Source organism: Shewanella aegiceratis (assembly GCF_019457495.1).
In the GTDB taxonomy this organism is placed as follows: domain Bacteria; phylum Pseudomonadota; class Gammaproteobacteria; order Enterobacterales; family Shewanellaceae; genus Shewanella; species Shewanella loihica.
On the sequence record NZ_CP080416.1, the window covers coordinates 219079 to 245171 of the forward strand.

The 26093-nt window shown below is 53.3% G+C and carries 25 protein-coding genes and 1 other RNA gene; 16 read left to right on the forward strand and 10 right to left on the reverse strand.

What is annotated here, in order from left to right:
• Positions 1-2: 2 nt before the first annotated feature.
• Complete coding sequence (gene argH / locus K0H80_RS01085) at positions 3-1364, forward strand: argininosuccinate lyase (RefSeq protein ID WP_220072798.1); 1362 nt, start codon at positions 3-5, stop codon at positions 1362-1364.
• A 171-nt stretch (positions 1365-1535) separates the two neighbouring features.
• Here the strand turns inward: argH and K0H80_RS01090 are convergent, their stop codons facing one another.
• Positions 1536-4121 carry a penicillin-binding protein 1A gene (locus tag K0H80_RS01090; RefSeq protein ID WP_220072799.1) on the reverse strand — a complete coding sequence of 862 codons (2586 nt, stop codon included), beginning with the start codon at positions 4119-4121 and terminating at the stop codon, positions 1536-1538.
• A 184-nt stretch (positions 4122-4305) separates the two neighbouring features.
• Here K0H80_RS01090 and K0H80_RS01095 point away from each other — a divergent pair, with 184 nt between their 5' ends.
• The 9 genes from K0H80_RS01095 to K0H80_RS01135 all read left to right on the forward strand — a co-directional run bounded on the left by K0H80_RS01095 (position 4306) and on the right by K0H80_RS01135 (position 13391).
• A complete protein-coding gene (locus K0H80_RS01095) occupies positions 4306-5385 on the forward strand; it encodes a pilus assembly protein PilM (protein WP_220072800.1) in 1080 nt (359 codons plus the stop codon).
• Positions 5373-5954: a PilN domain-containing protein gene (locus tag K0H80_RS01100; RefSeq protein WP_011864016.1), complete on the forward strand. Its 582-nt coding sequence runs from the start codon at positions 5373-5375 to the stop codon at positions 5952-5954. The genes K0H80_RS01095 and K0H80_RS01100 overlap by 13 nt, the downstream gene beginning before the upstream one ends.
• Complete coding sequence (locus K0H80_RS01105; protein ID WP_011864017.1) at positions 5951-6574, forward strand: type IV pilus inner membrane component PilO; 624 nt, start codon at positions 5951-5953, stop codon at positions 6572-6574. Before K0H80_RS01100 ends, K0H80_RS01105 begins: the two co-directional genes overlap by 4 nt.
• The gene (locus K0H80_RS01110) at positions 6571-7086 is read left to right on the forward strand and encodes a pilus assembly protein PilP (RefSeq protein WP_220043906.1); all 516 of its coding nucleotides are present in this window, start codon (positions 6571-6573) and stop codon (positions 7084-7086) included. The genes K0H80_RS01105 and K0H80_RS01110 overlap by 4 nt, the downstream gene beginning before the upstream one ends.
• A gap of 22 nt (positions 7087-7108) precedes the next feature.
• Positions 7109-9160 (forward strand): type IV pilus secretin PilQ, encoded by a 2052-nt coding sequence (locus tag K0H80_RS01115; RefSeq protein WP_220073891.1) that lies wholly within the window; start codon positions 7109-7111, stop codon positions 9158-9160.
• A 215-nt stretch (positions 9161-9375) separates the two neighbouring features.
• Complete coding sequence (aroK, locus tag K0H80_RS01120) at positions 9376-9891, forward strand: shikimate kinase AroK (RefSeq protein WP_144203903.1); 516 nt, start codon at positions 9376-9378, stop codon at positions 9889-9891.
• A gap of 15 nt (positions 9892-9906) precedes the next feature.
• Positions 9907-10983 carry a 3-dehydroquinate synthase gene (aroB, locus tag K0H80_RS01125; protein ID WP_220043907.1) on the forward strand — a complete coding sequence of 359 codons (1077 nt, stop codon included), beginning with the start codon at positions 9907-9909 and terminating at the stop codon, positions 10981-10983.
• 16 nt (positions 10984-10999) lie between these two features.
• Positions 11000-12499 carry an AAA family ATPase gene (locus K0H80_RS01130; RefSeq protein WP_220072801.1) on the forward strand — a complete coding sequence of 500 codons (1500 nt, stop codon included), beginning with the start codon at positions 11000-11002 and terminating at the stop codon, positions 12497-12499.
• 52 nt (positions 12500-12551) lie between these two features.
• Complete coding sequence (locus K0H80_RS01135; protein WP_220072802.1) at positions 12552-13391, forward strand: Dam family site-specific DNA-(adenine-N6)-methyltransferase; 840 nt, start codon at positions 12552-12554, stop codon at positions 13389-13391.
• A gap of 62 nt (positions 13392-13453) precedes the next feature.
• On the opposite strand, the gene K0H80_RS01140 is transcribed toward K0H80_RS01135, so the two are convergent.
• On the reverse strand, positions 13454-13627 hold the full coding sequence (locus K0H80_RS01140) for a DUF2970 domain-containing protein (protein ID WP_011864024.1): 174 nt from the start codon (positions 13625-13627) through the stop codon (positions 13454-13456).
• Positions 13628-13635: 8 nt separating this feature from the next.
• On the reverse strand, positions 13636-13980 hold the full coding sequence (locus K0H80_RS01145) for a hypothetical protein (protein ID WP_220072803.1): 345 nt from the start codon (positions 13978-13980) through the stop codon (positions 13636-13638).
• A 211-nt stretch (positions 13981-14191) separates the two neighbouring features.
• Here K0H80_RS01145 and rpe point away from each other — a divergent pair, with 211 nt between their 5' ends.
• Genes rpe through trpS form a run of 3 tightly spaced genes read left to right on the forward strand, consistent with a single transcriptional unit; the run spans position 14192 to position 16568 of the window.
• The gene (rpe, locus tag K0H80_RS01150; protein WP_220043911.1) at positions 14192-14866 is read left to right on the forward strand and encodes a ribulose-phosphate 3-epimerase; all 675 of its coding nucleotides are present in this window, start codon (positions 14192-14194) and stop codon (positions 14864-14866) included.
• A gap of 2 nt (positions 14867-14868) precedes the next feature.
• Positions 14869-15564: a phosphoglycolate phosphatase gene (locus K0H80_RS01155; protein ID WP_220072804.1), complete on the forward strand. Its 696-nt coding sequence runs from the start codon at positions 14869-14871 to the stop codon at positions 15562-15564.
• Between the two features lie 5 nt (positions 15565-15569).
• Positions 15570-16568: a tryptophan--tRNA ligase gene (trpS, locus tag K0H80_RS01160; RefSeq protein ID WP_011864028.1), complete on the forward strand. Its 999-nt coding sequence runs from the start codon at positions 15570-15572 to the stop codon at positions 16566-16568.
• 65 nt (positions 16569-16633) lie between these two features.
• On the opposite strand, the gene K0H80_RS01165 is transcribed toward trpS, so the two are convergent.
• On the reverse strand, positions 16634-17509 hold the full coding sequence (locus K0H80_RS01165) for a LysR substrate-binding domain-containing protein (protein WP_220072805.1): 876 nt from the start codon (positions 17507-17509) through the stop codon (positions 16634-16636).
• Between the two features lie 125 nt (positions 17510-17634).
• On the opposite strand from K0H80_RS01165, the gene K0H80_RS01170 reads away from it, so the two are divergent.
• A complete protein-coding gene (locus tag K0H80_RS01170; RefSeq protein ID WP_220072806.1) occupies positions 17635-18504 on the forward strand; it encodes a DMT family transporter in 870 nt (289 codons plus the stop codon).
• Positions 18505-18525: 21 nt separating this feature from the next.
• Here the strand turns inward: K0H80_RS01170 and dolP are convergent, their stop codons facing one another.
• The 4 genes from dolP to K0H80_RS01190 form a co-directional block, all read right to left on the reverse strand.
• On the reverse strand, positions 18526-19095 hold the full coding sequence (dolP, locus tag K0H80_RS01175) for a division/outer membrane stress-associated lipid-binding lipoprotein (protein ID WP_011864031.1): 570 nt from the start codon (positions 19093-19095) through the stop codon (positions 18526-18528).
• Positions 19092-19685: a phosphoheptose isomerase gene (locus tag K0H80_RS01180; RefSeq protein WP_011864032.1), complete on the reverse strand. Its 594-nt coding sequence runs from the start codon at positions 19683-19685 to the stop codon at positions 19092-19094. The genes dolP and K0H80_RS01180 overlap by 4 nt, the downstream gene beginning before the upstream one ends.
• 68 nt (positions 19686-19753) lie before the next feature.
• Positions 19754-20098, reverse strand: coding sequence for a YraN family protein (locus tag K0H80_RS01185; RefSeq protein ID WP_220072807.1), 345 nt, complete (start codon positions 20096-20098; stop codon positions 19754-19756).
• On the reverse strand, positions 20095-21981 hold the full coding sequence (locus tag K0H80_RS01190; protein WP_220072808.1) for a penicillin-binding protein activator: 1887 nt from the start codon (positions 21979-21981) through the stop codon (positions 20095-20097). Before K0H80_RS01190 ends, K0H80_RS01185 begins: the two co-directional genes overlap by 4 nt.
• A gap of 88 nt (positions 21982-22069) precedes the next feature.
• Between K0H80_RS01190 and rsmI the strand changes: the two genes are divergently transcribed.
• Both rsmI and rnpB read left to right on the forward strand, forming a co-directional pair.
• Entirely contained in the window at positions 22070-22912 is an 843-nt protein-coding gene (gene rsmI / locus K0H80_RS01195) for a 16S rRNA (cytidine(1402)-2'-O)-methyltransferase (protein ID WP_220073892.1), read from the forward strand.
• 61 nt (positions 22913-22973) lie between these two features.
• Positions 22974-23333: RNase P RNA component class A (rnpB, locus tag K0H80_RS01200), an RNA gene on the forward strand.
• Positions 23334-23413: 80 nt separating this feature from the next.
• Here rnpB and K0H80_RS01205 read toward each other — a convergent pair.
• On the reverse strand, positions 23414-24223 hold the full coding sequence (locus K0H80_RS01205) for a substrate-binding periplasmic protein (RefSeq protein WP_220072809.1): 810 nt from the start codon (positions 24221-24223) through the stop codon (positions 23414-23416).
• Positions 24224-24292: 69 nt separating this feature from the next.
• Positions 24293-26002 carry a ShlB/FhaC/HecB family hemolysin secretion/activation protein gene (locus K0H80_RS01210; protein WP_220072810.1) on the reverse strand — a complete coding sequence of 570 codons (1710 nt, stop codon included), beginning with the start codon at positions 26000-26002 and terminating at the stop codon, positions 24293-24295.
• Positions 26003-26093 lie beyond the last annotated feature (91 nt).

Sequence of the window (26093 nt, forward strand, 5' to 3'; positions counted from 1 at the left end):
AGATGGCGTTATGGGGCGGAAGATTTAGCCAAGAGAGCAGCGCACTGTTTAAACTTTTCAACGATTCCCTGCCGGTCGATTATCGGCTGGTGGAAGAAGATATTGTTGGTTCCATTGCCTGGGCCGATGCCATCACAGGTGTGGGCATTCTCACCCAGCAAGAGTGTCAGTCGCTCAAACAGGCATTGCAGGAACTGCTGGCCGAGGTGAAGGATAAGCCTGAGACCATCCTGGCCTCCGGCGCCGAAGATATTCATAGTTTCGTTGAGCAAGCCTTGATCGCCAAGGTCGGTGACCTGGGTAAGAAGTTGCATACAGGCCGTTCGCGTAACGACCAGGTGGCGACCGATCTTAAGCTCTGGTGCAAGAAGGAGGGTCAGGCCCTGCTCGAACTGCTAGCACAGTTAAAGGCAGCCTTGCTGTCACTTGCTGAGCGTGAGCTGGACGCCGTCATGCCGGGTTATACCCATCTGCAGCGGGCACAGCCTGTGGCCTTCGGTCACTGGTGCCTGGCCTATGTGGAGATGTTTGAGCGTGATATCAGCCGTCTGCAAGACTGTCTGCAGCGTCTCGATAGCTGTCCGCTGGGCACGGGCGCGCTGGCTGGTACCGCTTATCCCATGGACAGATACGCGCTGGCTAAGTCATTGGGGTTCGCCTCGCCAACTCTTAACAGCTTAGATTCTGTGTCTGACAGGGATCATGTTATCGAGTTATGTTCAGACGCTGCCATCAGCATGATGCACCTGAGCCGCATGGCCGAAGATTTGATCTTCTTCAACAGTGGTGAGGCGGGCTTTATCGAATTGGACGATCAGGTTACCTCGGGTTCATCGCTGATGCCGCAGAAGAAAAACCCGGATGCACTCGAGCTGATCCGTGGCAAGACGGGCCGTGTCTATGGCAGCCTGATGGGTATACTGACCACCATGAAGGCTCTGCCTCTGGCTTATAACAAGGATATGCAGGAAGACAAAGAAGGCCTGTTTGACGTGATGGACAGCTGGTCTATCTGTTTGGAGATGGCCGCTCTGGTGCTGTCTGGCTTAAAGGTCAACAGAGAGAATACCCTGTCGGCGGCCCAGCAGGGTTATGCCAATGCGACCGAGCTTGCTGATTACCTGGTAGCCAAAGGCATGCCGTTTAGAGAGGCGCATCATGTGGTGGGTGAGGTCGTGGTCGAGGCGATCGCCCAGAAGAAGCCTATCGAAGAGTTTGAGTTGGCTAGCCTGCAGGTGTTCGCCAGTGTCATCCAGGAAGATGTATATCAATGTCTGACAATAGACTCTTGCCTGGCTAAACGTGAGGCTCTGGGTGGTACCTCACTCAGTCAGGTGAAGGCTGCGTTGGCTGCCAAGGGCTAGTTTAGATAAATTCTGTCTAATCAATCGATTAAAAAACCTGCAGTCGCAGGTTTTTTTACATCTAAAGTTTTATTCGCACCAAAAAATTGGCGCTATGAATTCACTGAAAAATAGCGAAAGGCCAGTGGAATTGACTGGGCTGGTGGTGAGTGACACCAGCCCATCTGAAGGCTATTGGAACAGATCTTCGACCGAATCGTCGATAAAGATATCTTCCTGAGTCTGCGCCTCGGTGGCAAACTCCTTCGGCTCGGTACCCTGAATGAAATACTCGAACTTGGTGGTGTAGTCTGTCTTACGGCTTAACTTGCCTGTGGCCAGGTCGATACGGGCCGAGACTATCCCTTCCGGTGGAGGAGAAGGTAGCTCAGGCGTGCCTTGGAGGGCGTTTTTCATAAACTCGTTCCAGCCTGGGCCGGCGGTCTTGGCACCGGCCTCGGCGCCCGAGATCTGATCTTTCGCGCCGTTGGTGTTCCAGGCGGTGCGGCCCAATTCGATGCTGTGATCGTCGAAGCCGACCCATACGGTAGTTGCCAGCGTCGGTGTGAAGCCACTGAACCAGGTATCTTTCGATTCGTTGGTGGTACCTGTCTTACCCGCGATATCGTGGCGGTTCACCACACGGGCGGCGCGCCAGGCGGTGCCGTTCCAGCCGGTGCCCTTGCTCCAGTCGCCGCCGCCCCAGATAACGCTCTTCAAGGCTTCGGTGATCAGGAAGGCAGTCTGTTTGCTGATGATCTGCGGTGCGTGGCGAGCCGTGCTCGGACAGCTAGGATCTTCGGCGTTAGCCTCCTGGCTCGCGACTTCTAGGCCTTCTTCCTCTTGATTTGCCACTTCGTGCTTAGGCAGTTCCTGCGCCATCGCCGCGAAAGGATCGTCAGTTGGCAGCGTCTGTGGCTCGGCTAACTCAGGTGTGCAGGCTAGCGTAGGGCTAGCTTCTTCTACCGTCTGCTCGTAGGCATTGTCGATATGGTCGATAAAGTAAGGCTCGACGCGGTAGCCGCCATTTGCAAATACCGAGAAGGCGGTGACCACCTGCAGCGGCGTCACCGAAGGTGAGCCCAGCGCCAGGGACTCGTTTTGTGGCAGATCGTCGCGGTCGAAACCGAACTTGACTAGGGTGTCGATAGCACTTTCTAGCCCGGTATAGCGCATGGCGCGTACCGACATGACGTTAATAGACTGTGCTAGACCGACTCTCAGGCGTGTCGGCCCAGTATACTTGTCGGGCGAGTTCTTGGGTCGCCATGCTGTGCCCTGACGTATGTCGGCATTGTTGATCGGCGCGTTGTTGATCAGCGTCGCCAGGGTATAGCCTTTCTCCAGCGCACCTGTATAGATGAAGGGCTTGATGTTGGAGCCTAGCTGACGCTTGGCCTGGGTGACACGGTTGTATTGACTGGTGTGGAAGCTGTAGCCGCCCACTAGGGTCCTGATGGCACCGTCCTTAGGATCCAGCGAGACGATGGCGCTGGCCACCTCAGGAATTTGCGATAGCTGCCAGATGTTCCCGTTGTTGCGGATCCAGACCTGCTCGCCTGCCTTGAGGATCTCGCCAGCCGTCTTAGGCGCCTTGCCCTGACGCTTGTTGCTGATGAACTTGCGCGCCCACTTGAGTCCTTCCCACTCTAGGGTGAGGGTTTCGCCCTTCGCATTGATGACCTTGACGCTCTGCTCGGCAACCTCGATCACGGCGGCGGGCTCGAGCCCTTGGAAGCTTTGAGTCTGCTTTAGCTGCGTGACGATTTGGGCCTCATCTAGCTTGCTCGCGCCTTCTGCGTCCCATAACACCTTAGTCGCGCCGCGATAGCCGTGGCGCTCGTCATAGGCGTAGACGTTGTTGCGCAGTGCATCCTGGGCCAGCATCTGCAGGCGAGAGTCGACAGTGGTATAGACGTTGTAACCGCCGGTATAGGCTTCCTCTTCACCGAGTTTTTCGACCAGATAGTCGCGAGCCATTTCTGAGATATAAGGTGCATAGAGCTCTACCTCGGCACCATGGTACTTGGCGGTGATAGGCGCTCTTATCGCTTCCTGGTACTCGTCCTGGGTAATGTTCTCTTTCTCCAGCATACGGCTGAGTACCCAGTTGCGACGATTCATCGCGCGGGCCGGATTACGTATAGGGTTGGCGGCAGAAGGCGCCTGTGGCAGACCGGCAATCATGGCCATCTCTGGCAGGGTAAGCTCTTCGAGTTCCTTGCCATAGTAGACCTGTGCGGCGGCGCCGACACCGTAGGCGCGGTTACCCAGGAAAGAGCGGTTGAGATAGAGGGTTAAGATCTCTTTCTTACTCAGGGCCTGTTCGATTTTCAGGGCCAGAAAGATCTCTTTTATCTTACGAATGTAGGTCTTCTCTCTGGAGAGGAAGAAGCCGCGGGCAACCTGCTGGGTGATGGTACTCGCTCCCTGGCTCTTCTTACCTGTGGTAGCCAGAATCACTGCGGCACGTATGATGCCGATGGGGTCGATCCCCTTATGTTCGAAGAAGCGTGCGTCTTCTGTGTCGAGCACCGCATTAATCAATTGTTGCGGTACCTGCTCATATTCGACTGGAATGCGGCGTTTTTCGCCAAATTGTGAAATTAATTTGCCATCAGCGCTGTAAATTCGTAATGGAGTTTGCAATTTTACGGTTTTAAGAGTGGTAACATCGGGAAGGTCCGGCAGCACATAAAAATAGGCCGCAGCAATTGCACCTATTCCCAAAAGGGCTAGGCTAAATAGAGCGATGGTAATTCGTTTAAACCACTTCACCAGATAATTCCAATAAATTTAGCAGGCACAATAGTATATAAGGCGAGCAGCTATTGGTGAAGCAAAAATGGTTGTCAAAAAAATGGCAATTGTAAAAGTTACAAACATTTTGTACAAATATCTATAACGAGTTGATTTTGTGCTAATCTAATTCCTGAAACTATAACAAAAGTGACGATGGACTATGCTTTCAAATTTATGGAAGCGTCAGGCTCCGCAGATGGTCGGGATCGATATCGGTTCCCACGAGATAAAAGCAATACTGCTGAGTAAGACTGCTGATGGTTATAAAATTTTGAGTCACGCAGCGGTGCCCGTTAAAAAAGGCGCCGTTAATGATCATGAGATAAGAGATTCAGACGCAGTTTTGGAGTCCTTAAGATTGATCAAACGATCTTTGCCTAAGAGCGTAAAATATGCGGCGGCTGCGGTTTCGGGATCGGCTGTGATGACCAAGGTGATCTACATGGATGCTTCACTGAGTGAAGAGGAGATGGAGACCCAGATCGAGATCGAAGCCGACAACCTTATCCCCTATTCGCTTGATGAAGTCAGCATAGATTTTGAAACACTAAGTGTTAACAGCGCCGACCCCTCCAAGGTGGATGTGCTGCTGAGTGCCTGTCGCACCGAGAATATCGATGCTAGAGTCGATAGCCTAGACGATATCAATCTCGAAGCCAAAGTGATTGATGTTGAAGGGTATGCGCTGGGACGCTCCTTCGAGTTGGTCGCCGCTCAGTTGCCCGATGGCGCCGAAGATAAGGTGGTTGCGCTGGTTGATATCGGCGCGAACATGACTACCTTTGCCGTGGTGGAGAAGGGCGAGACGACCTTTATCCGCGAACAGGCCTTTGGTGGTGAGCAGTTTACCCAGTCCATCCTATCTTTCTACGGCATGTCGCACGAGCAGGCCGAGAAGGCCAAGCTCGAAGGCGATTTGCCACGCAACTATATGTTCGAGGTACTCTCGCCCTTCCAGACGCAACTGCTACAACAGATTAAGCGCACCTTGCAGATTTACTGTACTTCGAGTGGCAAGGATAAGGTGGATCATATTGTCTTGTGTGGTGGCACCTCAAAGCTGGAAGGCATGGCTAATCTGCTCACGAATGAACTCGGCGTTCATACCATCATTGCCGACCCTTTCTTGGGTTGCTTGCATGCGGACGAGCAAGTGAAGACACAACTACAGCCCAATATTAATAAATACATGGTCGCGTGTGGATTAGCGCTGAGGAGTTACTCTCAATGGCGAACATAAACTTATTGCCCTGGCGCGAAGAAGCAAGAGAAAAACAAAAACGCGATTATCTGGGCATATTAGCTGCTGTATTTATCGGCGCGGCATTAGTCGTTTATTTAGCCTTAACGGTTCTCGATATGATGACCGAGGAGCAGAGAGGAAGAAATGCCTATCTGCAGGGTGAAATTCAGCTGTTAGAAAAACAAATTGCCGAAATTAAAAAGATTCGCGAGCGCAAGAAAGATATCGAGCGTCGTACCGAGATCATATTAAACCTGCAACAGGCAAGAAACTTACCCACCCATGTATTGGATGAGTTGGTGCGTGTCGTACCGCCGGGAATATATCTTTCCAGCATCGAAAAGAAGGGCAGCTTGCTGTGGATTCAGGGGCGTAGTGAGTCTAACAACAACGTCGCCAACATGATGCGCAAGATCAAGGCCTCAATGTGGTTACACGATCCCAACATGCAGTCGATCGTCTCGCAGAATGATGAGATGCGTCAGCTACAGCGTTTCAGTTTAAGGGTCTCTATCGGTGAAGAAGATGCAGATAATGCCAAAGCGACACAAGGAGCGAGCAAATGAAACTCGATCTGAGTGAATTCAATGATATCGATTTTGAGAACATTGGCGGTTGGCCTACCCAGGTTAAGGTGGTATTCGCGTCTTTCCTGGCCATCATTATCTTCGTCGCAGGATATTTTCTTTTTGTCTCGGATGCCATCGATGTGCTTAAGCGTGAGCAAGACAAAGAGATCACCTTGCGGGATGATTTTAAAGCGAAATATCAGTTAGCGGCTAATCTTAAGTTGTATCGGGAGCAACTGGCAGTCATGGAAGTTCAGTTTGCCGAGCTGCTAAAAATGTTGCCGTCGCAGAATGAGATGCCTGGCCTGCTCGACGATTTAACCTTTGTCGCGACTGATTCGGGACTGGGGATTCAGAGCCTGGAGTGGCAAGAAGAGATACAGCGCGATTTCTATATTGAGTTTCCTATCAGCATGTCGGTAACGGGAAATTATCATGAGATGGGCCACCTGGTCAGTGGCGTGGCTAAATTGCCGCGTATCGTGAGCCTGCATGACTTCGTTATCAAGCGCAGTGATAGCGGTGAGCTCGCCATGGAGATCTTGGCCAAGACCTATCGTTTCAAAGAGGGAGCCCAGCTCCCGAAAGATAATGCGGCGAAGGGGGCGAAGAAATGAAGAAGCTACCTTTGCTATTCGTGGGCTTGATGCTAGCAGGTTGTATGGGGGATCGCAGCGATCTTGAGTTATTTGTGACAACCACTAAGGCTCAACATGTCGCGCGCGTGCCCCCCTTGAAGGAGCCCCCTAAGTTTGAACATTTTGCCTATCAGGCAGAGTTGATGCGCAGTCCCTTCGTACCGCCTTCGAGAGAACTCACCGAAGAGGTGGTCGATACGACCAAAGATTGTCTACAGCCAGATCTGCAACGCCGCAAGGGCCGTCTAGAAACCTATGCGCTGGACAATTTAAAGATGCGCGGTACCTTGAGCGAAGATAAGAATATTTGGGCCTTAATCGAGACTAATGATGGCAGCGTATATCGTCTAGGTGTGGGCGAATACGTAGGTTTGTATCACGGGCGAATTGCTAAAGTTACACAGCAAATGGTCGAAATAGTTGAATTAATTCCAGATGGGACAGGTTGCTGGGCTGAAAGAATGAGCAACATGGAACTGACTGGTGAATAACAAAGCGAAGGATGAGGGAATAATGGAATCTTCTGCCGCGAAAAGCGTTTTATTAAAAAAGTCGCCCCTGTTTAAAGTGGCCTTTGGCTTGGCTTTATTATTGGGTGTGGCGCCGTATTCTTCAGCTGCGAACCGTCTGATTGATGTCAAATACCACTCGATTGTCGATCATCAGTTAGAGTTACAACTGGTGTTTGAGGACGCCGTGAAGGAGCCTGAGATCAATCTCAATGCTTCACCGGCGCAGATCATCCTTGGATTCGACGATAGTTTATCTGGGCTGGAAAAAGATGTCCTACCGATCAATAACGTCGGTGTTAAGTCCATGTCCACGCTGCAGGAAAGCGAACAGCTTAAGGTGCTGGTGGATCTGGCTAAGGTAAAGGCCTATCAAGGCAAGGTGATGGGTAACACCTATCGCCTGACCATTAACGATGAGGTTGCCAGTCGCAGTGACGTCGCCGCAAATCCTTTTGTTAACGGTATCAAAAACATCGACTTCCACCGCACCGGCGATGGTGGTGGCGAGTTGTTGGTCAAACTTAATAACTCATCGGTGGCCGCCAATGTGGAACAGGTGGGTGCCAAGCTAGAACTTAAGCTTTACAACACAGATATAGGCACAGATCTTCTCTATGTCATGGATGTTCAAGACTTTGCGACGCCAGTAAAGAGCTTTGAGACCTTCAAGGATGAGTTGACGGCGCGCGTATTGGTGGATGTCTCGGGTCAATACGAGTACAACTACAAGCAGGAAGGCAACCTGTTCAGACTCAACGTGCGTAAGGCTGAGCGTGCTGCGGTTGTTAAAGAAGAGAAGAAGTATGAAGGCCGTTCGCTTTCTCTTAACTTCCAGAGCATCTCGGTACGTACAGTGCTGCAGATCATCGCCGATTATAACAATTTCAACCTGGTGACCAGCGATACAGTCGAAGGGGATATCACCCTGAGACTCGACGATGTACCATGGGACCAAGCCTTAGATCTGATTCTGCAGACTAAGGGACTGGATAAGCGTATCGAAGGCAACATCTTGATGGTGGCACCTGCCGAAGAGATCGCAATTCGCGAGAGCCAAGAGCTGAAGAACCAACAGGAAGTGAAAGAACTTGCTCCGCTCTATTCTGAGTATCTACAGATCAACTATGCCAAGGCGACAGATATTGCCGAGTTGCTTAAAGGCGACGATGCGTCTCTGTTATCGGCTCGAGGCACAGTTGCCGTAGACGACAGAACTAACACTCTATTGGTGAAGGATACCGAAGAGAGTCTGGAAAACATTCACCGCTTGGTGGAGGTGTTGGATATCCCGATTCGTCAGGTATTGATCGAATCTCGTATGGTGACCGTGAAGGACGACGTGTCTGAAGATCTCGGTATCAAGTGGGGGATCACAGATCAGCAGGGCAGTAAGGGAACTTCTGGTAGTCTGGAAGGCGCAAACGATATCGCCAATGGTGTCGTGCCAGATATCGGTGACAGATTGAATGTTAACCTGCCGGCCGCGGTAGCTAACCCAACCAGTATTGCCTTCCATGTGGCTAAGTTGGCCGACGGTACCTTGTTGGATCTAGAGCTGAGTGCACTGGAGCAAGAGAGCAAGGGTGAGATCATCGCTAGCCCACGTATTACCACTTCGAACCAGAAGGCGGCCTACATCGAGCAAGGTGTTGAGATCCCTTATGTTGAATCGGCTTCCAGTGGTGCGGCTACGGTGCAGTTTAAGAAGGCGGTATTGTCGCTGCGCGTGACGCCACAGATCACACCTGATAATCGCGTGATCTTAGATCTTGAGATCACCCAGGATTCTCAGGGTAAGACGGTCGACACACCACTTGGTCAGGCGGTTTCTATCGATACTCAGCGTATCGGTACTCAGGTGTTAGTCGATCACGGTGAGACGATTGTGCTCGGTGGCATCTACCAGCAACAATTGATCAATCGTGTCAGTAAGGTCCCTGTACTGGGGGATATTCCTTTCTTGGGTTACCTCTTTAGAAACACTACCGACAAGAATGAGCGCCAAGAGCTGTTGATCTTCGTGACACCTAAGATCATCTCCGAGCAACTCTAGTTCTAAGCACCTATCCGATAAAGCCAGCGTATGAACGCTGGCTTTTTTGTGCCTGAGTATAATTTCACAGAATTTACTCACCCTACTTGCCTTTGGGGGGAGATAGCTGAGATAATCCGTGGTCAAGTCTCATTAGAGCAAGGTAACATTTAAGGTCGGCCTGATTTTTTGGCTGGCGTAGGCAAACTTTCCATATAAGATTCAGACGTAAAGCAATGGCTGAAAAACGTAATATTTTCCTAGTAGGTCCTATGGGGGCTGGCAAAAGCACTATAGGCCGTCATCTGGCGCAGATGCTTCATTTAGAGTTCCACGATTCAGATCAAGAGATTGAAAACCGTACCGGTGCTGATATCGCGTGGGTATTTGACGTTGAGGGCGAAGAAGGTTTTCGTCGTCGCGAAACACAAGTTGTTGCCGATTTAACCGAAAAACAAGGCATTGTTTTAGCGACTGGCGGCGGCTCCATTCAGAGTAAAGATATTCGTAACAACTTGTCTGCCCGTGGCATCGTGGTCTATCTGGAAACCACTATCGATAAGCAGGTTGCGCGTACCCAGCGCGACAAGCGTCGTCCACTACTTCAGGTTGACGACCCAAGAGAAGTGTTAGAAAAGCTTGCTGAGATCCGTAATCCACTGTACGAAGAGATTGCCGATGTCATAGTCAAAACTGACGAGCAAAGCGCAAAAGTTGTTGCAAATCAAATTATTGACCAATTAGGCTTCTAAACATTAGGCGGTAGAATGGAACAGATTCAGGTTGAACTTGGCGTACGCAGTTACCCTATCTTTATTGGCCAGAATCTCCTCGAAAATAGCGAACACTTCTCAAGCTATCTTCAAGGCAAAAAAATTCTTATCGTGACTAATGACACAATAGCGCCTCTGTATCTCGCTAAGGTACAGGCGCTATTGGCTTCCTACCAATGTGCCGATCCTGTCATCCTACCCGATGGCGAACAATACAAGACACTGTCGCAGATGGATGCGATTTTTACCTCACTGCTGGCGCAGAACATGGGGCGTGATTCCGTATTGATTGCTCTGGGTGGTGGTGTTATCGGTGACATGACAGGCTTTGCCGCCGCCTGTTATCAACGCGGTGTAGATTTCATTCAGATCCCAACGACTCTGTTATCACAGGTCGATTCCTCCGTGGGGGGCAAGACTGCCGTCAACCATCCCATGGGTAAAAATATGATAGGTGCCTTCTATCAGCCTAAGATGGTGGCGATAGACACGGCATGCCTGCATACCTTACCGGCCCGAGAATTTGCCGCTGGCATGGCCGAGGTGATTAAGTATGGCATCATCTGGGATGGCTCATTTTTCAGTTGGTTAGAGCAGAACGTCGAGGCGCTGAAGTCGCTGGACGAGACAGCACTTACCTATGCCATCGCCAAATGCTGTCAAATCAAGGCTGACGTCGTGGCGCAAGATGAGACGGAGCAAGGCGTACGCGCCCTGTTGAATCTTGGGCATACCTTTGGCCATGCCATAGAGGCGGAGATGGGTTATGGCGTCTGGCTCCATGGCGAAGCCGTGGCGGCTGGCACAGTACTTGCTGCACAAACTGCATCTAAGATGGGGCTGGTTGATGAGTCAATTGTTTGTCGAATTGAAGCGATATTCGAGGCATTTGACCTACCAACGCAGGCTCCAGAGGCGATGAACTTCGAACAGTTCATCAAGCATATGCGGCGTGACAAGAAAGTGCTGAATGGAAAACTCAGACTGGTTCTGCCAAAGGCCATAGGCCAGGCAGAGGTGTATGGCGAGGTTTCCGAGTCCCTTCTGCAAGAGGTCATTAGCCGCGCCTAGTTTGTGTGGTGATTAAGTGACGTTTCAAACCGCTATTCTCTTACCCAGTCAGGAATCTCTGCTACATAGGCTGCAGCACGTGGTGCTCTATGGACAGCAGTTGACTGTGTTGACGGGCGACGCCGGTGCCGGCAAGACCACACTCACCACGGCGCTGGTGGACACCTTAGATGATGTCAGTTCGGCCTTGGTGGTGTGTCCTCAGCATGTCGATAGTGCGGAGATCCGCCGTAAGATACTGGTCCAGTTGTTGACCGAGCCGGTTTTCGACGACGAAGTCCCTCTGCCTGAAACCCTGCTGCGCCTCGGTGATACTTTACCCTCACACAGCCATATCGTGCTCGATGATGCCCAATACCTGCCCCTAGAGCTGTGGGCGGAATGTATCGTACTGAGTCAGTTGAGCTTAGCGGGCAGAAAGCTTTCGCTAACAATGACCGCCCCGGCAGACTACTTCAACCAGATCTTGGCCCAGCTGCCCGATACCCAGCGTCCGCTTTTATTGCCCGTTGCTATTTCGCCGTTAACCATGCCGGAACGTGAGGGGCTGTATTACACCCTGTTGCATCGCAGCGAGGAGACTCCTTTCACACCGCGGGAGATAGTCAAAGATCAACTTCAGCGTCAGCAGGGGGCACCGGCCGAAGTGGTGAATCTGCTCTATCTGGCATTGCATGGCGAGCCAACCACTCCTAATAAAAGGCCATGGCCTGTCTATTTGGCCATAGGAGCCTGCATGGCGTTTCTGCTCGCAGGTCTCTATTGGTTTTGGGGAGAGCCTGAAGATGTGGTGGCCAAACCTAAGGTGCAGACGGTTGCGGCGGTGCGGGCGGATGCTTTTAATCAAGGCTATGGGCAGATTCTGCTGAGTGGCTATTTTGAACAACGTGGGCGCTTGAGCAAGAGAGCTCAAGAGTCTGCAGATGTCGCCGTCGATTCAACCGAGTTGGCTACTCAGTCAAAGACTCAGCCAGAAGATGAGCTAGAAAGTGAGATAGAAAGTGAGATAGAAGGAGCGTCATCTCAAGATGAAGTGCTAGCCCATCAGGATGAGCACCAAGCCGAACAAGCGCTTTCATCACAGCAAGATACTCAAGCACAAACGCAGCAGGCGCAATGGAGTCAGGCACCAAGCGATGCCACGGCGCTTGATAAGCAAGTGGAAACCTTTGCCGTTGAGCCAGTGAGCGAGCCGAATGAATCTCGCAATCTGGGAGCATCGACTGCGTCAATGCCACATCCGACAGGCTATACGCTACAGCTGGCGACGGTGAAACGTCTGGAGTCCCTCGATGCCACCATTGCCAAGCTGCCCGATGCTAATCAGGTGCAGATCGCTCGCTATAAAAGCTACTGGGTGCTCCTCTATGGCCAATACACAGACAGGCAGGCGGGTAAGCAGGCAGCGCTCGATTTAGCCCAGACGGCTCAGTTACCGTCACCATGGTTGAGAGCCTGGGTAGATTTATCCGGTTATGAGCTGCAACAAGGGGCTGTGAGCCGTGAAATTCATTAATAAACAGAGTACAATCGACAACTTGTTTTCATTGTGCACTCAATCGATTTAGATGATTAAAAAACAGAGAGCCTTCTTAAAATGGGCCGGCGGAAAATTTAAACTGGTTGATGCGCTCACCCAGCACCTCCCCGAAGGCGACAGATTGGTGGAGCCCTTTGTCGGCGCAGGCTCGGTATTTCTTAATACCCAATACAAGCGCTATCTCTTGTGCGACATCAATCAGGATCTGATCAATCTCTATCAGATAGTGCAATCCACGCCGGAAAAATATATCACCGAGGCGAAGGCGATGTTTGTCGAAGCTAAGAATGATAAAGAAGCCTATTATCAGGTGCGCAGTGAATTCAATCAGACTCAAAATCCCTTCCTGCGCTCTGTCTATTTTCTCTATATGAACCGCCATGGGTTTAACGGTCTGTGTCGTTACAATTCCAAGGGCGGCTTCAACGTGCCCTTTGGTTCATACAAGAAGCCTTATTTTCCCGAAGAAGAGATCAAGGCCTTTGCCGACAAGGCGCAGGTGGCCGAGTTTAAATGCATAGGTTACGAAGAGGCCTTCGATCTGACTCAGCCAGGCGATGTGGTCTATTGCGACCCACCTTATGCACCACTGTCAACCACGGCCAGCTTTACCACCTATGTGGGCTCGGGCTTTAGCCTGGACGACCAAGCGTTGCTGGCTCGCAAGTCGCGTCATACGGCGATCGATAGAGGTATCCCTGTGCTCATCAGTAACCATGATATTCCCCTTACGCGGGAGCTGTATCATGGCGCCAGATTCGACACCATTCAGGTGCAGCGCAATATCAGCCAAAACGGCAGTAGTCGTAAGAAGGTCGATGAGCTGATGGCACTGTATGATGACAGTTATCATAGCGAAAACGATTAAGCTGAGGCTAAGGCATTAGTTAAGGCATTAGCTAAGGTATTAGTTAAGGCGGTTAATCGAGGCTAGGCCAGCACAAGTTTCACGATAAAGATGAGTGAAGCGACCAGTGCGATGGCCAATAGAATCCCCATCACTATAAAGGGCACCGGCGAGCGGGACTGAAAGTCGCGAACGCGGTTTTGCTCTGTCTGCACGCCAAAGAAGGCGGCCAGGGTGCTAAGAAAGAGTTGCAGCAAGAGAGGGCCTAGAGGCGTTGTTTGCTGGTGGGAGTCACATCGTCCATGGGGCTGTCTTGATGACCATGGAGCAGCTCGAGCAGATCGACAAAGTGCAATTGATTAGAGCGGCTTCGACCCGTTAACCAATTACTCCAACTGACATTATCTGCCTGCTGGGCGCAGCGGTTATTTGGGTGGCTGGCGGGAAGTGAGGAGTTGTAGCTGGCGTTGCTATCGCACACGCAGGCCAGATTGGCCTCATCTTCACTGAGACTCTGAACGCCAATGGCGGTAAAGCCAACAACAGCGGCGGTGACGGTCAATACCGTTGCCGATTTCATCTTGGCTGAAGCTTTGGCCTTATCTCTCATCTCTACATCCTGTGAACATGGAAACCCCTAATCAGAGCATTATAGCAAAGGCGTTTATATTTTGAACATAATTTTTCGGTGAGACGATTTGCCGCCAGTGAAATTTACTCAATTCTGAACCAGAACACGTTTAATCCAGCATCGCCTATAGAGGCTAGGCTTGGCTATAAGGTAGAATAGCGTAATTCTTATTCAGATTAGTGAGTTTATCATGCGTCCATTTCTAATTGCTCCCTCTATCTTATCTGCCGACTTTGCCCGTCTCGGGGAAGATGTCGAGGCCGTACTCAAGGCCGGTGCCGATGTGGTTCACTTCGACGTGATGGATAACCATTATGTGCCTAACCTGACCATAGGCCCTATGGTGTGTAAGGCGCTGCGCGACTATGGCGTGACCGCCGATATCGACGTGCACCTCATGGTGAAGCCTGTGGATCGCATCATTCCCGATTTCGTTGACGCCGGCGCCTCTATCATCACCTTCCACCCAGAGGCCTCTGAGCATATCGATCGCACCCTGCAGCTGATCAAGGAATCTGGCTGTAAGGCTGGCCTGGTATTTAACCCGGCGACCTCGCTGCACTATCTGGATCATGTGATGGACAAGCTGGACGTGATTCTGTTGATGTCGGTTAACCCAGGTTTCGGTGGCCAATCCTTTATCCCGTCGACACTGGATAAACTGCGTCAGGTACGTGAGCGTATCGATGCCAGCGGTTTCGATATTCGCTTAGAAGTCGATGGTGGCGTTAAGGTCGACAATATCGCCGAAATAGCGGCGGCGGGTGCCGACATGTTCGTGGCCGGTTCGGCGATTTTCAATAAGCCAGACTACAAGGCGGTGATCGACGAGATGCGCAGCGAGCTGGCTAAGGTCGATGCTTGAGTATGAAAGCCCAATCTATTAAGGCGATCGCCTTCGATCTCGACGGCACGCTTATCGACAGCGTGCCGGATCTGGCCGCCGCCACTCAAGGCATGCTCGCCGATCTGGCCTTGCCCTTGTGCGACGAGGATCAGGTGCGAAGCTGGGTGGGCAATGGCGCCGCCAAGCTGGTGGAGCGTGCGCTGACCTTTGCCCGAGGTGAGGCGGCAACACAGGACGAAATCGATGCCGCCATGCCGCTATTTAGCAAGCATTACGAGGCAAACCTGCAGCAGCACAGCCGCCTCTATGATGGCGTTAAGTCTGTACTCGAGCAGCTGGTGTCGCTGGGTTACCAACTGGCGATTGTCACCAATAAGCCCTACCGCTTCACCGTGCCTCTGCTGGAGGCCTTTGGCATAGCTCACCTGTTCAATCAGGTGTTGGGGGGCGATTCGCTGGAGAAGATGAAGCCGGATCCCTTGCCGCTGACTCACCTCAAACAGGCATGGCAGCTCGAAGATGAGCAGCTTTTGATGGTGGGCGACTCCCGAAACGATATTTTAGCGGCGAAAGCGGCGGGTATTTCCTCGATCGGCTTGACCTACGGGTACAACTACGGTGAAGATATTGGGCTCAGCGGCCCGACGGCCGTTTGTAACACATTTAGCGAAGTATTGGCGCAGATAACAGACAGCCAAATAGCATTGGAGCAATAAATTTTATGACTAAACCTATTGTGCTTAGCGGTGCCCAACCGTCAGGTGAATTGACCATTGGTAACTACATGGGTGCACTACGTCAGTGGGTTGCGATGCAAGATAGTCATGATTGCCTATATTGTGTGGTCGATCTGCATGCCATTACCGTACGCCAAGATCCGCAGAAGCTGCGTGATGCCTGCTTAGATACGCTGGCCCTATACCTGGCCTGTGGTGTCGATCCTAAGAAGAGTACCGTCTTCATCCAGTCGCAGGTACCTCAGCACACTCAGCTGGGTTGGGCGCTGAACTGCTACACCCAGATGGGAGAGCTGAGCCGCATGACCCAGTTTAAGGACAAGTCGCAGAAGCATGCCAACAACATCAACGTCGGCCTGTTCGGCTATCCGGTATTGATGGCGGCTGATATCCTGCTGTACCAGGCAAACGAGATCCCTGTGGGTCAAGATCAGAAGCAACATCTTGAACTCACTCGTGATATCGCGACACGCTTCAACAATGCCTACGGCGAGACCTTCACCATTCCCGAGCCTTTCATACCTGAGCTGGGTGCCAAGGTGATGTCGCTGCAGGATCCATTGAAGAAGATGTCTAAGTCTGACGACAACCGCAACAATGTGATCGGCCTGTTGGAAGATCCTAAGGCGGTCATGAAGAAGCTGAAGAAGGCGATGACAGACAGCGACGAGCCGCCAGTAGTGCGTTTCGATGTCGAGAACAAGCCAGGCGTCTCTAACCTGCTGAGCCTGATGTCGGGGGTTACCGGTCAGAGCATTGCGAGTTTGGAAGCTGAGTTCGAAGGTAAGATGTACGGTCATCTTAAAGTGGCTGCCGGTGAAGCGGTTGTCGGCATGCTTGAGCCGCTGCAGGAGCGCTTCAAGGAGTACAGAGCCGATCAGAGCTTCCTGAATCAGGTGATGCACGAAGGTGCCGAGAAGGCTCAGGCCCGCGCCGAGGTGACCCTGAAGAAGGTCTACGAAAAGATTGGTCTACTGCTCTAATCGAGCAAATAAAAACAGCCGGCATCAGCCGGCTTTTTTAATGGATAAATATTAAGGAGGACTCGCTAGTGCTGCTGGGTCAACCAGTGGACGAAGGCGGCGATGGCGGGCTCCTGCAGTCGGCGCTGCTTGCAGAGGAAGTTAAACTCGAAGCCGGTATCGATACCAGCAAAGGGCAGGGCCACCAGGCGCTGCTTGGCGATATCATCCAGCACCATGAAGTCTGAGGCCAAGGCCACCCCCTGACCGGCAATCGCTGCCTCGATCGCCATCAACACATGACTGAAGAGCTGTTGCTGGTGTTCCTTGGGGTCTGGTAGCTGGTTATGTTCACACCAGCGTTGCCAGTCCAGCCCCAGCGGTCCCTCATCTACGGTGAGCAGTTGCTGGGTGCTGAGCCAGTCTAGATCCAGCTTGTCGCCGCTGCTGATAAGCTCCGGGCTGCAGACGGGAATCAAGCGTTCGGCGTGCAGCAGCTGTTGCCAGTAGCCCTTCTGATCTTGCTGGCCCGTGATAAACATGTCGGCGCTGCTGTGGGACAGCACAGGGTCTTCGGTGATCATATCCAGGCGCACCTGAATGCCTGGATGTAGGCGGCGAAACCCGCTGAGCCTGGGGATCAACCATTTTACCGCGAAGGAGCTGTAAACCGCCAGGCGCAGGGCCTCTGGCTTCTCGCCCAGTAACCTGAGGTTTAGCTCTCCCAGCTCGTTGAAGATCCTCGCCGTCTCCTGAAACAGCTGCTCACCCTTGTCGGTGAGTCTTAGGCTGCGGCCCTCGCGCCTGAACAGGGGCAGGGCGAAGTGCTCCTCCAGCAGACGAACCTGATGAGACACCGCACTCTGGGTAATGCACAGCTCCTGCGCGGCCCGGGAGAAGTGCTGCAAACGGGCGGCGGCCTCGAACACCTGCAGCGCCCTGAGTGGGGGGATCTTTCTCATCTACCGTCTCCTATACCAGTCTCAATAGATGAATTTAATTCATCTATGATAAGAAATCATCATTTTAGCTACAGTATCTTGCTCGCTATCATGCAACCAGATGAATATTGATGATGGAGGTTGTGATGCAGCGCAATCTGATGTTAGGCCTCAGCCTCTTGCTGCTGGGGAATGTGTTTAGCGCCCTCTATGATGTATCGATCAAGTGGCTGCCAGCGCAGAGCGATGCCACCATGTTTCTGCTGCTACGTCAGGTGACGGCGATTGTGATGATGTTGCCGCTCTGGTTGTACGCTGGCAGGCCGAGAACCGCTTTCTTGAAGCTCCACATGATTCGGGCCAATAGCGGCGCGGTCGGTGGACTCTTGCTGATCCTCGGCTTGATCTCCTTGCCCCTGGCGACAGTTAGCTCGCTGTTCTATTCAGCGCCCTTGATGATCATCGTCATGGGCATGCTGTTCCTCAAGGAGCGACTCAGTGGTCAGCAGATCTTAGCGACAGTGCTCGGTTTCATCGGCATTCTCATCATACTCAGGCCAAGCGAGATGAACCTGGCGGCGCTGGCGGTATTAGTGTCGGCCATCGTCTTTGCGGCTAATCAGCTGATGCTGAGATGGCTGCCCAGCAGCGAGGCGGCGAGCGTCACGGTGATCTGCTACAACCTATTGAGCCTGCCCTTAGTGATAGGATTCGCCGCCTGGCAGGGATTCGCGGGCTTTAGTTGGCCGGTATTGGGTATCGCAGTGCTGAGCAACATTTTCCTGCTCGCCTACCAGCTCTTTAGCGTGCTGGCCTATCGTAAGGCCCAGGCGGGCGAGATCGCCGTTGCCGAATACAGCGGCTTGCTGTTCTGTGTGCTGTTTGGCTGGCTCTGGTTCGACGAGTGGCTGGATCCTTTAGGCTGGCTGGGCGCCGCCCTGATCGTGTTGCCGACCATACTCTTGCCAGTGCTGACGCGAAGATGGCGTAAGGTGAGGAAAGCCAGGCTCGCCTAGGCGCAGCAAGCGCCCGGCGTGCTAGCTGTTTGGCGTATCGAAGACCTTGATGACCTTGCGTACACCGGCCGTGTTACGGGCGATATCCACCGCCAGATCGGCCTGATCGCGACTCACGACACCCAGGAGGAAGACCTCGCCATTTTCGGTGATCACCTTGATGCGGGTGACATCCAGATCTTTGTCGTTGAGCATACGCGTCTTCACCTTGGTGGTGATCCAGGTGTCGTTGCTGCGGGTGGTAAAGGAGGTCGGGTTACCTATGCGGATCTGATTATGGATCTTGCCGCCCAGGTTAAGTTTTTGCACTGTGTTGATCGCCTTGTCACGCAGCATTGAGCTGGGTGCCTGGCCTATCATCAGCACGTTGCCGTTCATCGCCACACCTGTGATATTGGTTTGGTTCTTAATATCTTCGTGTGCCGCCAGGGCACTGGCGATCTGAAAGTCGGCGTTGGTGTCGTCCAGCTGGGTCGAGAAGCTGCGTTCATCGTTGGCCATCATGGCCCCACCCACTGCGCCGACCATCACGGCCCCGGCGCAGCCTTGTAACAGCAAGAGTACGGCTAGGATTGGGAGCAGAGCTCTCATGCCTGGTCATCCTGGGGGAAGAGGGTGCGGTCGATGTTGTCGCACAGGCAGTGGATCACTAACAGATGTACTTCTTGAATACGCGCGGTGACGTTTGAAGGCACGCGCACCTCTACGTCGTTTGTGCCCATCAGGCCGGCCATGGCGCCGCCATCCTTACCCGTGAGGGCCACGATTGTCATGTCACGGCTCAGCGCCGCTTCCATCGCCTTGATCACGTTACCCGAGTTACCACTGGTCGAGATGGCCAGCAAGATGTCGCCAGGTTGACCCAGTGCCAGGATCTGCTTAGAGAAGATCTCGTCATAGCTGTAGTCGTTACCAATCGCGGTGATGGTCGAGGTGTCGGTTGTCAGGGCGATGGCCGGTAGTGGCGGACGCTCGATCTCGTAGCGGTTCAGCAGCTCAGCAGAGAAATGCTGGGCATCGCCGGCGCTGCCACCGTTACCACAGGCTAAGATCTTGTTGCCGCCAAGCAGACACTGCACCATCATCTCGGCCGCTTTCTCAATAGACTCAGGGAGTGCCTCAGCCGCATCGATCTTGGTCTGGATAGAGTGGGTAAAACTGTCTTTAATACGTTCTAACATGGAATTATCCTTCAAAAATAAAACTGTTTAACAAGCCTTCACTTGCATAGTGGTGGCTGAGTGGAGCACTAAAAGGCGTTGGTGATCCACTGAATGTCATCGCCATCTATGGCCAGAAGATCGAAGCGACACTGCGCATCTATCTGATTGAGCTGCATATAATGGCTTGCCGCTCGATTAAGCCTTGCTATCTTGCCTCGGCTAACTGCCTGTATCGCACCGCCAAACTGTTTCGATTGGCGGTATTTTACCTCAATAAAAATCCATTTGTGACCTTGGCGCATTATGAGGTCAATTTCGCCAAATGGGTAGCGTACGTTTCGTTCGACCAGTTTGAGCCCCTGTTGTTCCAGATAGGCCAGCGCGCGATCTTCCGCCTGCTGACCCTTGGTGAGGTGCTCGGCATTCGTCATAGGGGTCTCAAATTGCCTCGCTGGTAACGTCCCCAGCTGAGCTGACGGTTAATCGTACCATCGGGCGACACGGAAAGCAGGCCGCTGCGACCCGAGTACTGGTAGCCGGGCAAAGCGCGCATCTGCGCCAGCTTACTCACCAGTTGCAGGGCATCGAATCCCATCACATACAGACGTTTCTGGCTGTTACCCCAGGTCGGCCAGAGACGGGCGACCTCGGCGGTTTCGGCGTTAGTCTCGATCAACCAGGGAATATCGCTGATGGTCAGGTTATTCAGCTCCTGGGCGGCGGTGCGTGATTGGCTCTCGATACGGCTGCGGCTGGTGGTGTATAGCGGCACAGGCTCGGCAAACACGCTGAAATTCACGTCGATAAAGGGTTTGAGCAGCGGCAGATCTTGGCTGCTGGCGATCATATAGATGGCGTCGATATCGCGGCGGGATCTAAAGTCGGCCTCGATCTTATTGCCCAGCAGCGTCTTGATGCGGGCGATACGCTCCTTACTGTCGATCACCCCTAGAGACTTCTGCACAGTGACCTTCATCTCGTCGCCGCGCTTGTAGTAGTGGATCTCGGCTTCTTCATGGGTGAGCTCCTGCCACTTACCGTTAAAGGCCTCGGCCATGCGGCGGCCTACGGCGTCGTCGCTGGCGAGTAGCAGCGGCTTCTCTATGCCGTCGTTATAGAGCTTCTGCGCGGCATCTACCGCCTCGTCGGTGGGTGAGAGCGCGAAGAAGAACTGGTCGTTCGATGGCGTGAAGCTGTCCACATGGTTGAGGAACAGCTGGGGCACCTTAGGCTGTACTTGAGCCTGAGCCTGAGCCTGAGAGCCAGGCTGTATTTGTCCATTGGCCTGCTGGCTGGCTTTCGCCTCCGCCTGCATCAGACTCTCCACCTCAGACTGTAGCAGTGGGCCTATGATGAAATCGGCTCCGGCGGCAATCGCCTGCTGCTGCGCAAGCTCGGCGCCTTGGGCCGTGTCGAAGAAGTTAACCGATACCGAGTCGTCCGGATTGGTCAGGTAGCTGGAGATGATCCCCTGCTTGACCGTGTCGGCGATGGCGGCTCTCGGGCCGGTGAGCGGCAGCAAGACGGCAATCTTCTTCGGCTTGTAAGGCTTGGTATTCAGCGCGCGCTCGAGATCCGTCGGCAGCTTCTTGGCGCCCGGATGGCCTGGGTTGTCCTGCTGCCAGTTACCCAGTTGCTGCACCAATTGCTGAGGGTCTATGGCATAATGCTTGGCGATATAGGCCAGCTGCAACCAGCCGGCAAAGATGGGGTTGCTGCTATCCTGACTGAATGCCAGCAGTGTCTGCTCGTGCAGGGGCTGCAATATGCCCCAGATCTCGTCGTTGACTTCACTCGCCTCGGTGCTCGGCAGATAAGTCGCAAGCAGGGTGAGTTCTTTTGCTTGCTCGATTGGCGATTTGCTCAGCTGAAACAGACGCGCCTTGAGTTGATGGTAGGAGACCATCTGCCAGTTGGCGAGTCGCCACTTGCTGGGATAATTGAGTTGAGCCAGGGCCTGATCATAGTTGGCCGTCTGCTCCAGCACTCTGGCGCTCAGGTATCTGTGCTCGGCCAGGATCTCTGGTTTGTTGACCAGGCTAGGTTTTACGGCCGCTAGCGTCTTGCTGGCATTGCCCGTGTCGCCTTGATTGATAAAGGCGTGGGCGGCGAGCAGCATCAGACGATTCTTCTGCTCGGCATCGGTAGCCTGCTTGGCATCCGCCAGGTACTCTGCAGGGCTTTGGGTGGCATTCACCAAAGAAACTTGGGTGCTGGTTTCTTTCACTGGGGTTGGCGCCGTGGCACAACCGAATAATACTGTGACCAACACAGCGGCGGAGATTAATTTAGTTGTATTCAGTCTTTTTAACACAGGACTTCACTCTGGTAAGATGCTGGCTGTAGTTTAACCTTCTCTTACGCCTGACGAAAGTCTTGTGACAATCATTACAGAGGTAGATATGGACCTGTCGGTCGCACTTTACATAGTTCCTACTCCAATCGGTAACCTTGGAGACATCAGCAGCCGCGCCCTGGAGGTATTGAATCAGGTCTCCCTTATCGCCTGTGAGGACACCCGCCATAGCGGTAAATTGCTGAGCCATTTCGGCATAGAGACCCGCAAGACGGCGCTGCATGATCACAACGAACGCGACCGGGCTCAGGGGATCATCCAGAAGCTGGCCAATGGTGAGTCTGTGGCGCTGATCTCCGATGCCGGTACGCCGCTGATCTCCGACCCAGGCTATCATCTGGTGTCACAGGTGCGTGAAGCCGGTTTCAAGGTGGTGCCCCTGCCGGGCCCCTGTGCGGCCATCACGGCGCTGAGCGCCTCTGGGCTGCCGTCGGATCGCTTCTCGTTCGAGGGCTTTCTGCCTGCCAAGGAGAAGGGACGTCTCGATAAGCTGACCGAGCTGAAAGAAGATCCTCGTACCCTGATCTTCTACGAGTCGCCACATCGCATCGTTCACAGCCTAACCTCTATCGTGGCGGCGCTTGGCGGCGATCGTCAGGTGGTGATGGCCCGTGAAATCACCAAGACCTTCGAGACCTTCCTCTCTGGCCCTGCCGCCGAAGTGCTGGAAAAAGTGAGTGAGGATCCCAACCAGCAGAAGGGTGAAATCGTGCTCATGTGCCACGGCCACCGCACAGATGAAGATGCCGGCGTGCCTGCCCAGGCGCTGGAGACGCTTAAGCTACTGAGTCAGGAATTGCCGCTGAAGAAGGCATCGGCGCTGGCGGCGCAGATCCATGGGCTGAAGAAGAACGCCCTCTATAAGCTGGGCCTAGAGCTGGATCTCTAGTCGAAAGGCACTACGCCAATATATGGTGGTGCGCCGCGTCGCATTAGGCTATAATCCGCGCCGAGTTGGCCAGACAGTTGCCGCGCTCAATAGAGCGGGGAGGAAAGTCCGGGCTTCATAGAGCAGGGTACCAGGTAACGCCTGGGCGGTGTGAACCGACGACAAGTGCAGCAGAGAGAAGACCGCCAATCTTCGGATTGGTAAGGGTGAAAGGGTGCGGTAAGAGCGCACCGTGCGGCTGGTAACAGTCCGTAGCAAGGTAAACTCTACCCGAAGCAAGACCAAATAGGGTTCCACTATTCTTAGGAATTAATGCGTGGCTCGCGTTGGAACCGGGTAGGTCGCTTGAGCCTGTGAGCGATTGCAGGCCTAGATGAATAACTGTCCACGACAGGACCCGGCTTATCGGCCAACTCAACACATTAGTAAGGCCCGTTTGTTTATGACAGACGGGCCTTTTCTTTTTTACGGCCCATTTCCCGTAGCCGCTCTCTCACAATATTAATAAGGCATGCTCTTGGGTGTAAAATCTGTTTGTGGCAAGCGGATCGGCTGCATCTGATATTTCTGGTAGATCTTATCCAGGCGTCCTTCCTGTAACAGCCTGAGAAACAGGTGGTTAAACTGGCGCACCGTCTCGCTGTCGGTGAAGGCCTTGTTGAAGGCGACACAGTACAGAATTGCCCTTTCGGCGCTGAGATAATGCAGCTGGCTCAAGCCAACCTGTCCGGCGTAGAAACGGCCCACATCCTTGTTGACATAGTAGGCGTCGAACCTGCGTTTCTGCAGCATGCGAACCGGCAAGGCATCGCCCTGGGGATAGATGTCGGTGAGCAGGGGCGGCAGCGACAGGCGTTTAAGTTTCTCTTGTTGGCGCATGAGCGAGGTGTAGGTGTTGGAGGGGCCATAGACGCCAATCACCTTACCTGCCAGCTGACTCAGGTCGGTGATCGGAAAGTCATTTAAGGTGTAGAAGCCGTATTCCGTCTGCACCAGCGGCAGGGAGAACCACATGGACTCGGCCCGCTCCCGGTTCCAGCCGAGAAAGATCCCCTTAGCCTCGCCGCTGGAAAACATGTGCATCGCCCTGCGGTAGGGACGAATCGAGATGTTGCAACGTCCAGGCCACTGCAGGCAGACCGCCTGGGTCAGTTCCACCAAGATACCCTGGGCCCGGCCTCGATTGTCCTCATAGCTAAAGGGAGCGAAGTCGTGATAGACGATATTGAGATCGCTTGCCACGGCCCATGACGAAAGCGGCAGCTGCAAAAGCATGATCAATAACAATATTCTGAGTTTTGGCGAGATCATGATGCGCGTTCTACCTTTATGGCCACGACATCTATCAGTTTAGTCGCTGGGCAGGGATCTGCGCTGGGGCTAAAAATGGGTCTTTACCTGGAAGCGCCATTCCCAGCTGTTCACCTCGGCGCCGCTGGTAAAGGGGAGGGTGAGATCTATGTGGGCTACGTTGCCATAGCTGGAGCGGGAGGAGTAGATGCGGGCACCTATGCCGACGCTGCCGATGGGGCCCGAGGTTTCATTGTCTTGATCCGGGCCGCCGCTGGCCTGGCCGACATCGGTAAAGACCGCCCAGCCGAGTTCGGCCAGTTGATATAGGTTGATGTTGGGGTAGTTTCTAATCTCGGCGCTCAGTAACCATTGGTTGTCACCATGCTGGTAGTCGTTGGGGTAGCCGCGCACGCCTGTGTTGTCACCCATGGCGAAGGGGGCGTCCAAGTAGTTGTTTTTCGAGGTGCTTAGGCGCACCTTGGAGTAGGCGGTCCACTTGGGATTGATCTGATAGAAGTACTCGGCGGTGGCGTTGACCTTGAAGTAGTCGGGCTGGCTGGTGGCGAATACCCCTTCGCCATCCATTCTGAGCAAGATCAGCTGATCGTCGCCCTTATAGCCACGGGAGGAGTACCAGTTGACGTGATAGCCCAGGGGGGGGCTGCCGGCCGTGTCCTGGGTTTCCAGGCCGAGTTTGACATAGTGTTGCCAGCCCAGGTTGAAGTCTTCGTTATAGTTGATCAGATAGACGTTGTTGAGCACCTTATAGTCGTCTTCGATAAACTGATAGGCGACCCAGGGGTAGAGGAAGTCCCTGTCCTGGGGTAGCTCGCTGGTGGGGAACTGCGGGATATTGGCGAAGCTATGCTTGTCCTGGGTTACCCCGACTATGATGCGCGAGCGCCAGTCGTCCACCTTGTTCAGACGCCAGCCATATTGGGCGTTGGCGTACTCTACCTTATGTTCAAACTCGTTCACGTCGAAGCCGTTCTGCCTGATGGTGTCGGTGCGCAGATCATCGATAAAGTGGCCCGAATACATGTCTTTGGTATCCAGACGATAGAAGGGCTTAGTGAAGTCTAAGATGGTGGCCTGACCGTCGCTGTTGTCGTAAAAGTTGGCGGTGAGGGTCGAGTGCTTCACCAGCCAGTCGGTGGGCACGCGAAAGGCCAGCTGGTAGCCGGTGCGATCTGCGGTCGACTTATATTTCAGGCGGGTACGTACCCCTAGCCCCAGCAGGTTATCCTCTTTGATGCCGACGGAAAACTTGCTCTCGCCGCCGCTGTGACCAGCGCTGAAGGTGGGTAGCAGCGACCAGTTGTCCCAGGTTTCCACCAATATGGTCTCGCCTTCGCCTGTCTCCTCTGCACCGGCATCTGGATCGCGCTGGGCAAAGTTGATCCTCGCATCGCGAATGTAGGGCTCATAACGCAGGATGCGCTGGGCCTCATCGAGATCCTTCTGCGACACCTTATCCTTATCGTTGAAGCTGAGTTTGTTGAGTATGGTCGACTCCCGCGTGTTGATATGCAGGTAGTTGGCCCAACGATGGATAAAGAAGGCGTCGGGATCCGATTCGTCGAAGATGGCGTTGCTGACCACCACTATCTTGTTGATCGACTTCTTCTGATTGAGCTGCGCCTCGTCGGCGGGGCTGCCGTTCGAGTTGAGCTGCTGAGTCGATGCATCTGCGGCTACCGCTTTATCTGATGCGCTTGCTTGCTGCGGCTCGGCCGCGCACAGGCCGCTCGCCAATAGGCAGCCAAACAGCAGAGAGTAGCGCGCACCAGTCAGCATAGCGATCATCCTTATCTTTGCTTTTATCGTTAAGGAGAACTCAGGGGGTTATAAGTTAGACACAATTTAATAACACACCCGCAACGCTAAA

Excerpts from the sequence above, each read along its gene's own strand:
- dolP (WP_011864031.1), bottom strand. The coding sequence starts at position 19,095 with ATGAGAGCTCTGCTCCCAATCCTAGCCGTACTCTTGCTGTTACAAGGC.
- K0H80_RS01165 (WP_220072805.1), bottom strand. The coding sequence starts at position 17,509 with ATGAGAAAGATCCCCCCACTCAGGGCGCTGCAGGTGTTCGAGGCCGCC.
- K0H80_RS01115 (WP_220073891.1), top strand. The coding sequence starts at position 7,109 with ATGGAATCTTCTGCCGCGAAAAGCGTTTTATTAAAAAAGTCGCCCCTG.
- K0H80_RS01095 (WP_220072800.1), top strand. The coding sequence starts at position 4,306 with ATGCTTTCAAATTTATGGAAGCGTCAGGCTCCGCAGATGGTCGGGATC.
- K0H80_RS01170 (WP_220072806.1), top strand. The coding sequence starts at position 17,635 with ATGCAGCGCAATCTGATGTTAGGCCTCAGCCTCTTGCTGCTGGGGAAT.
- rpe (WP_220043911.1), top strand. The coding sequence starts at position 14,192 with ATGCGTCCATTTCTAATTGCTCCCTCTATCTTATCTGCCGACTTTGCC.
- K0H80_RS01110 (WP_220043906.1), top strand. The coding sequence starts at position 6,571 with ATGAAGAAGCTACCTTTGCTATTCGTGGGCTTGATGCTAGCAGGTTGT.
- trpS (WP_011864028.1), top strand. The coding sequence starts at position 15,570 with ATGACTAAACCTATTGTGCTTAGCGGTGCCCAACCGTCAGGTGAATTG.
- K0H80_RS01180 (WP_011864032.1), bottom strand. The coding sequence starts at position 19,685 with ATGTTAGAACGTATTAAAGACAGTTTTACCCACTCTATCCAGACCAAG.
- argH (WP_220072798.1), top strand. The coding sequence starts at position 3 with ATGGCGTTATGGGGCGGAAGATTTAGCCAAGAGAGCAGCGCACTGTTT.
- K0H80_RS01105 (WP_011864017.1), top strand. The coding sequence starts at position 5,951 with ATGAAACTCGATCTGAGTGAATTCAATGATATCGATTTTGAGAACATT.
- aroB (WP_220043907.1), top strand. The coding sequence starts at position 9,907 with ATGGAACAGATTCAGGTTGAACTTGGCGTACGCAGTTACCCTATCTTT.
- K0H80_RS01135 (WP_220072802.1), top strand. The coding sequence starts at position 12,552 with ATGATTAAAAAACAGAGAGCCTTCTTAAAATGGGCCGGCGGAAAATTT.
- K0H80_RS01100 (WP_011864016.1), top strand. The coding sequence starts at position 5,373 with ATGGCGAACATAAACTTATTGCCCTGGCGCGAAGAAGCAAGAGAAAAA.
- K0H80_RS01155 (WP_220072804.1), top strand. The coding sequence starts at position 14,869 with ATGAAAGCCCAATCTATTAAGGCGATCGCCTTCGATCTCGACGGCACG.
- aroK (WP_144203903.1), top strand. The coding sequence starts at position 9,376 with ATGGCTGAAAAACGTAATATTTTCCTAGTAGGTCCTATGGGGGCTGGC.
- K0H80_RS01145 (WP_220072803.1), bottom strand. The coding sequence starts at position 13,980 with ATGAGAGATAAGGCCAAAGCTTCAGCCAAGATGAAATCGGCAACGGTA.
- K0H80_RS01210 (WP_220072810.1), bottom strand. The coding sequence starts at position 26,002 with ATGCTGACTGGTGCGCGCTACTCTCTGCTGTTTGGCTGCCTATTGGCG.
- K0H80_RS01205 (WP_220072809.1), bottom strand. The coding sequence starts at position 24,223 with ATGATCTCGCCAAAACTCAGAATATTGTTATTGATCATGCTTTTGCAG.
- rsmI (WP_220073892.1), top strand. The coding sequence starts at position 22,070 with ATGGACCTGTCGGTCGCACTTTACATAGTTCCTACTCCAATCGGTAAC.
- K0H80_RS01185 (WP_220072807.1), bottom strand. The coding sequence starts at position 20,098 with ATGACGAATGCCGAGCACCTCACCAAGGGTCAGCAGGCGGAAGATCGC.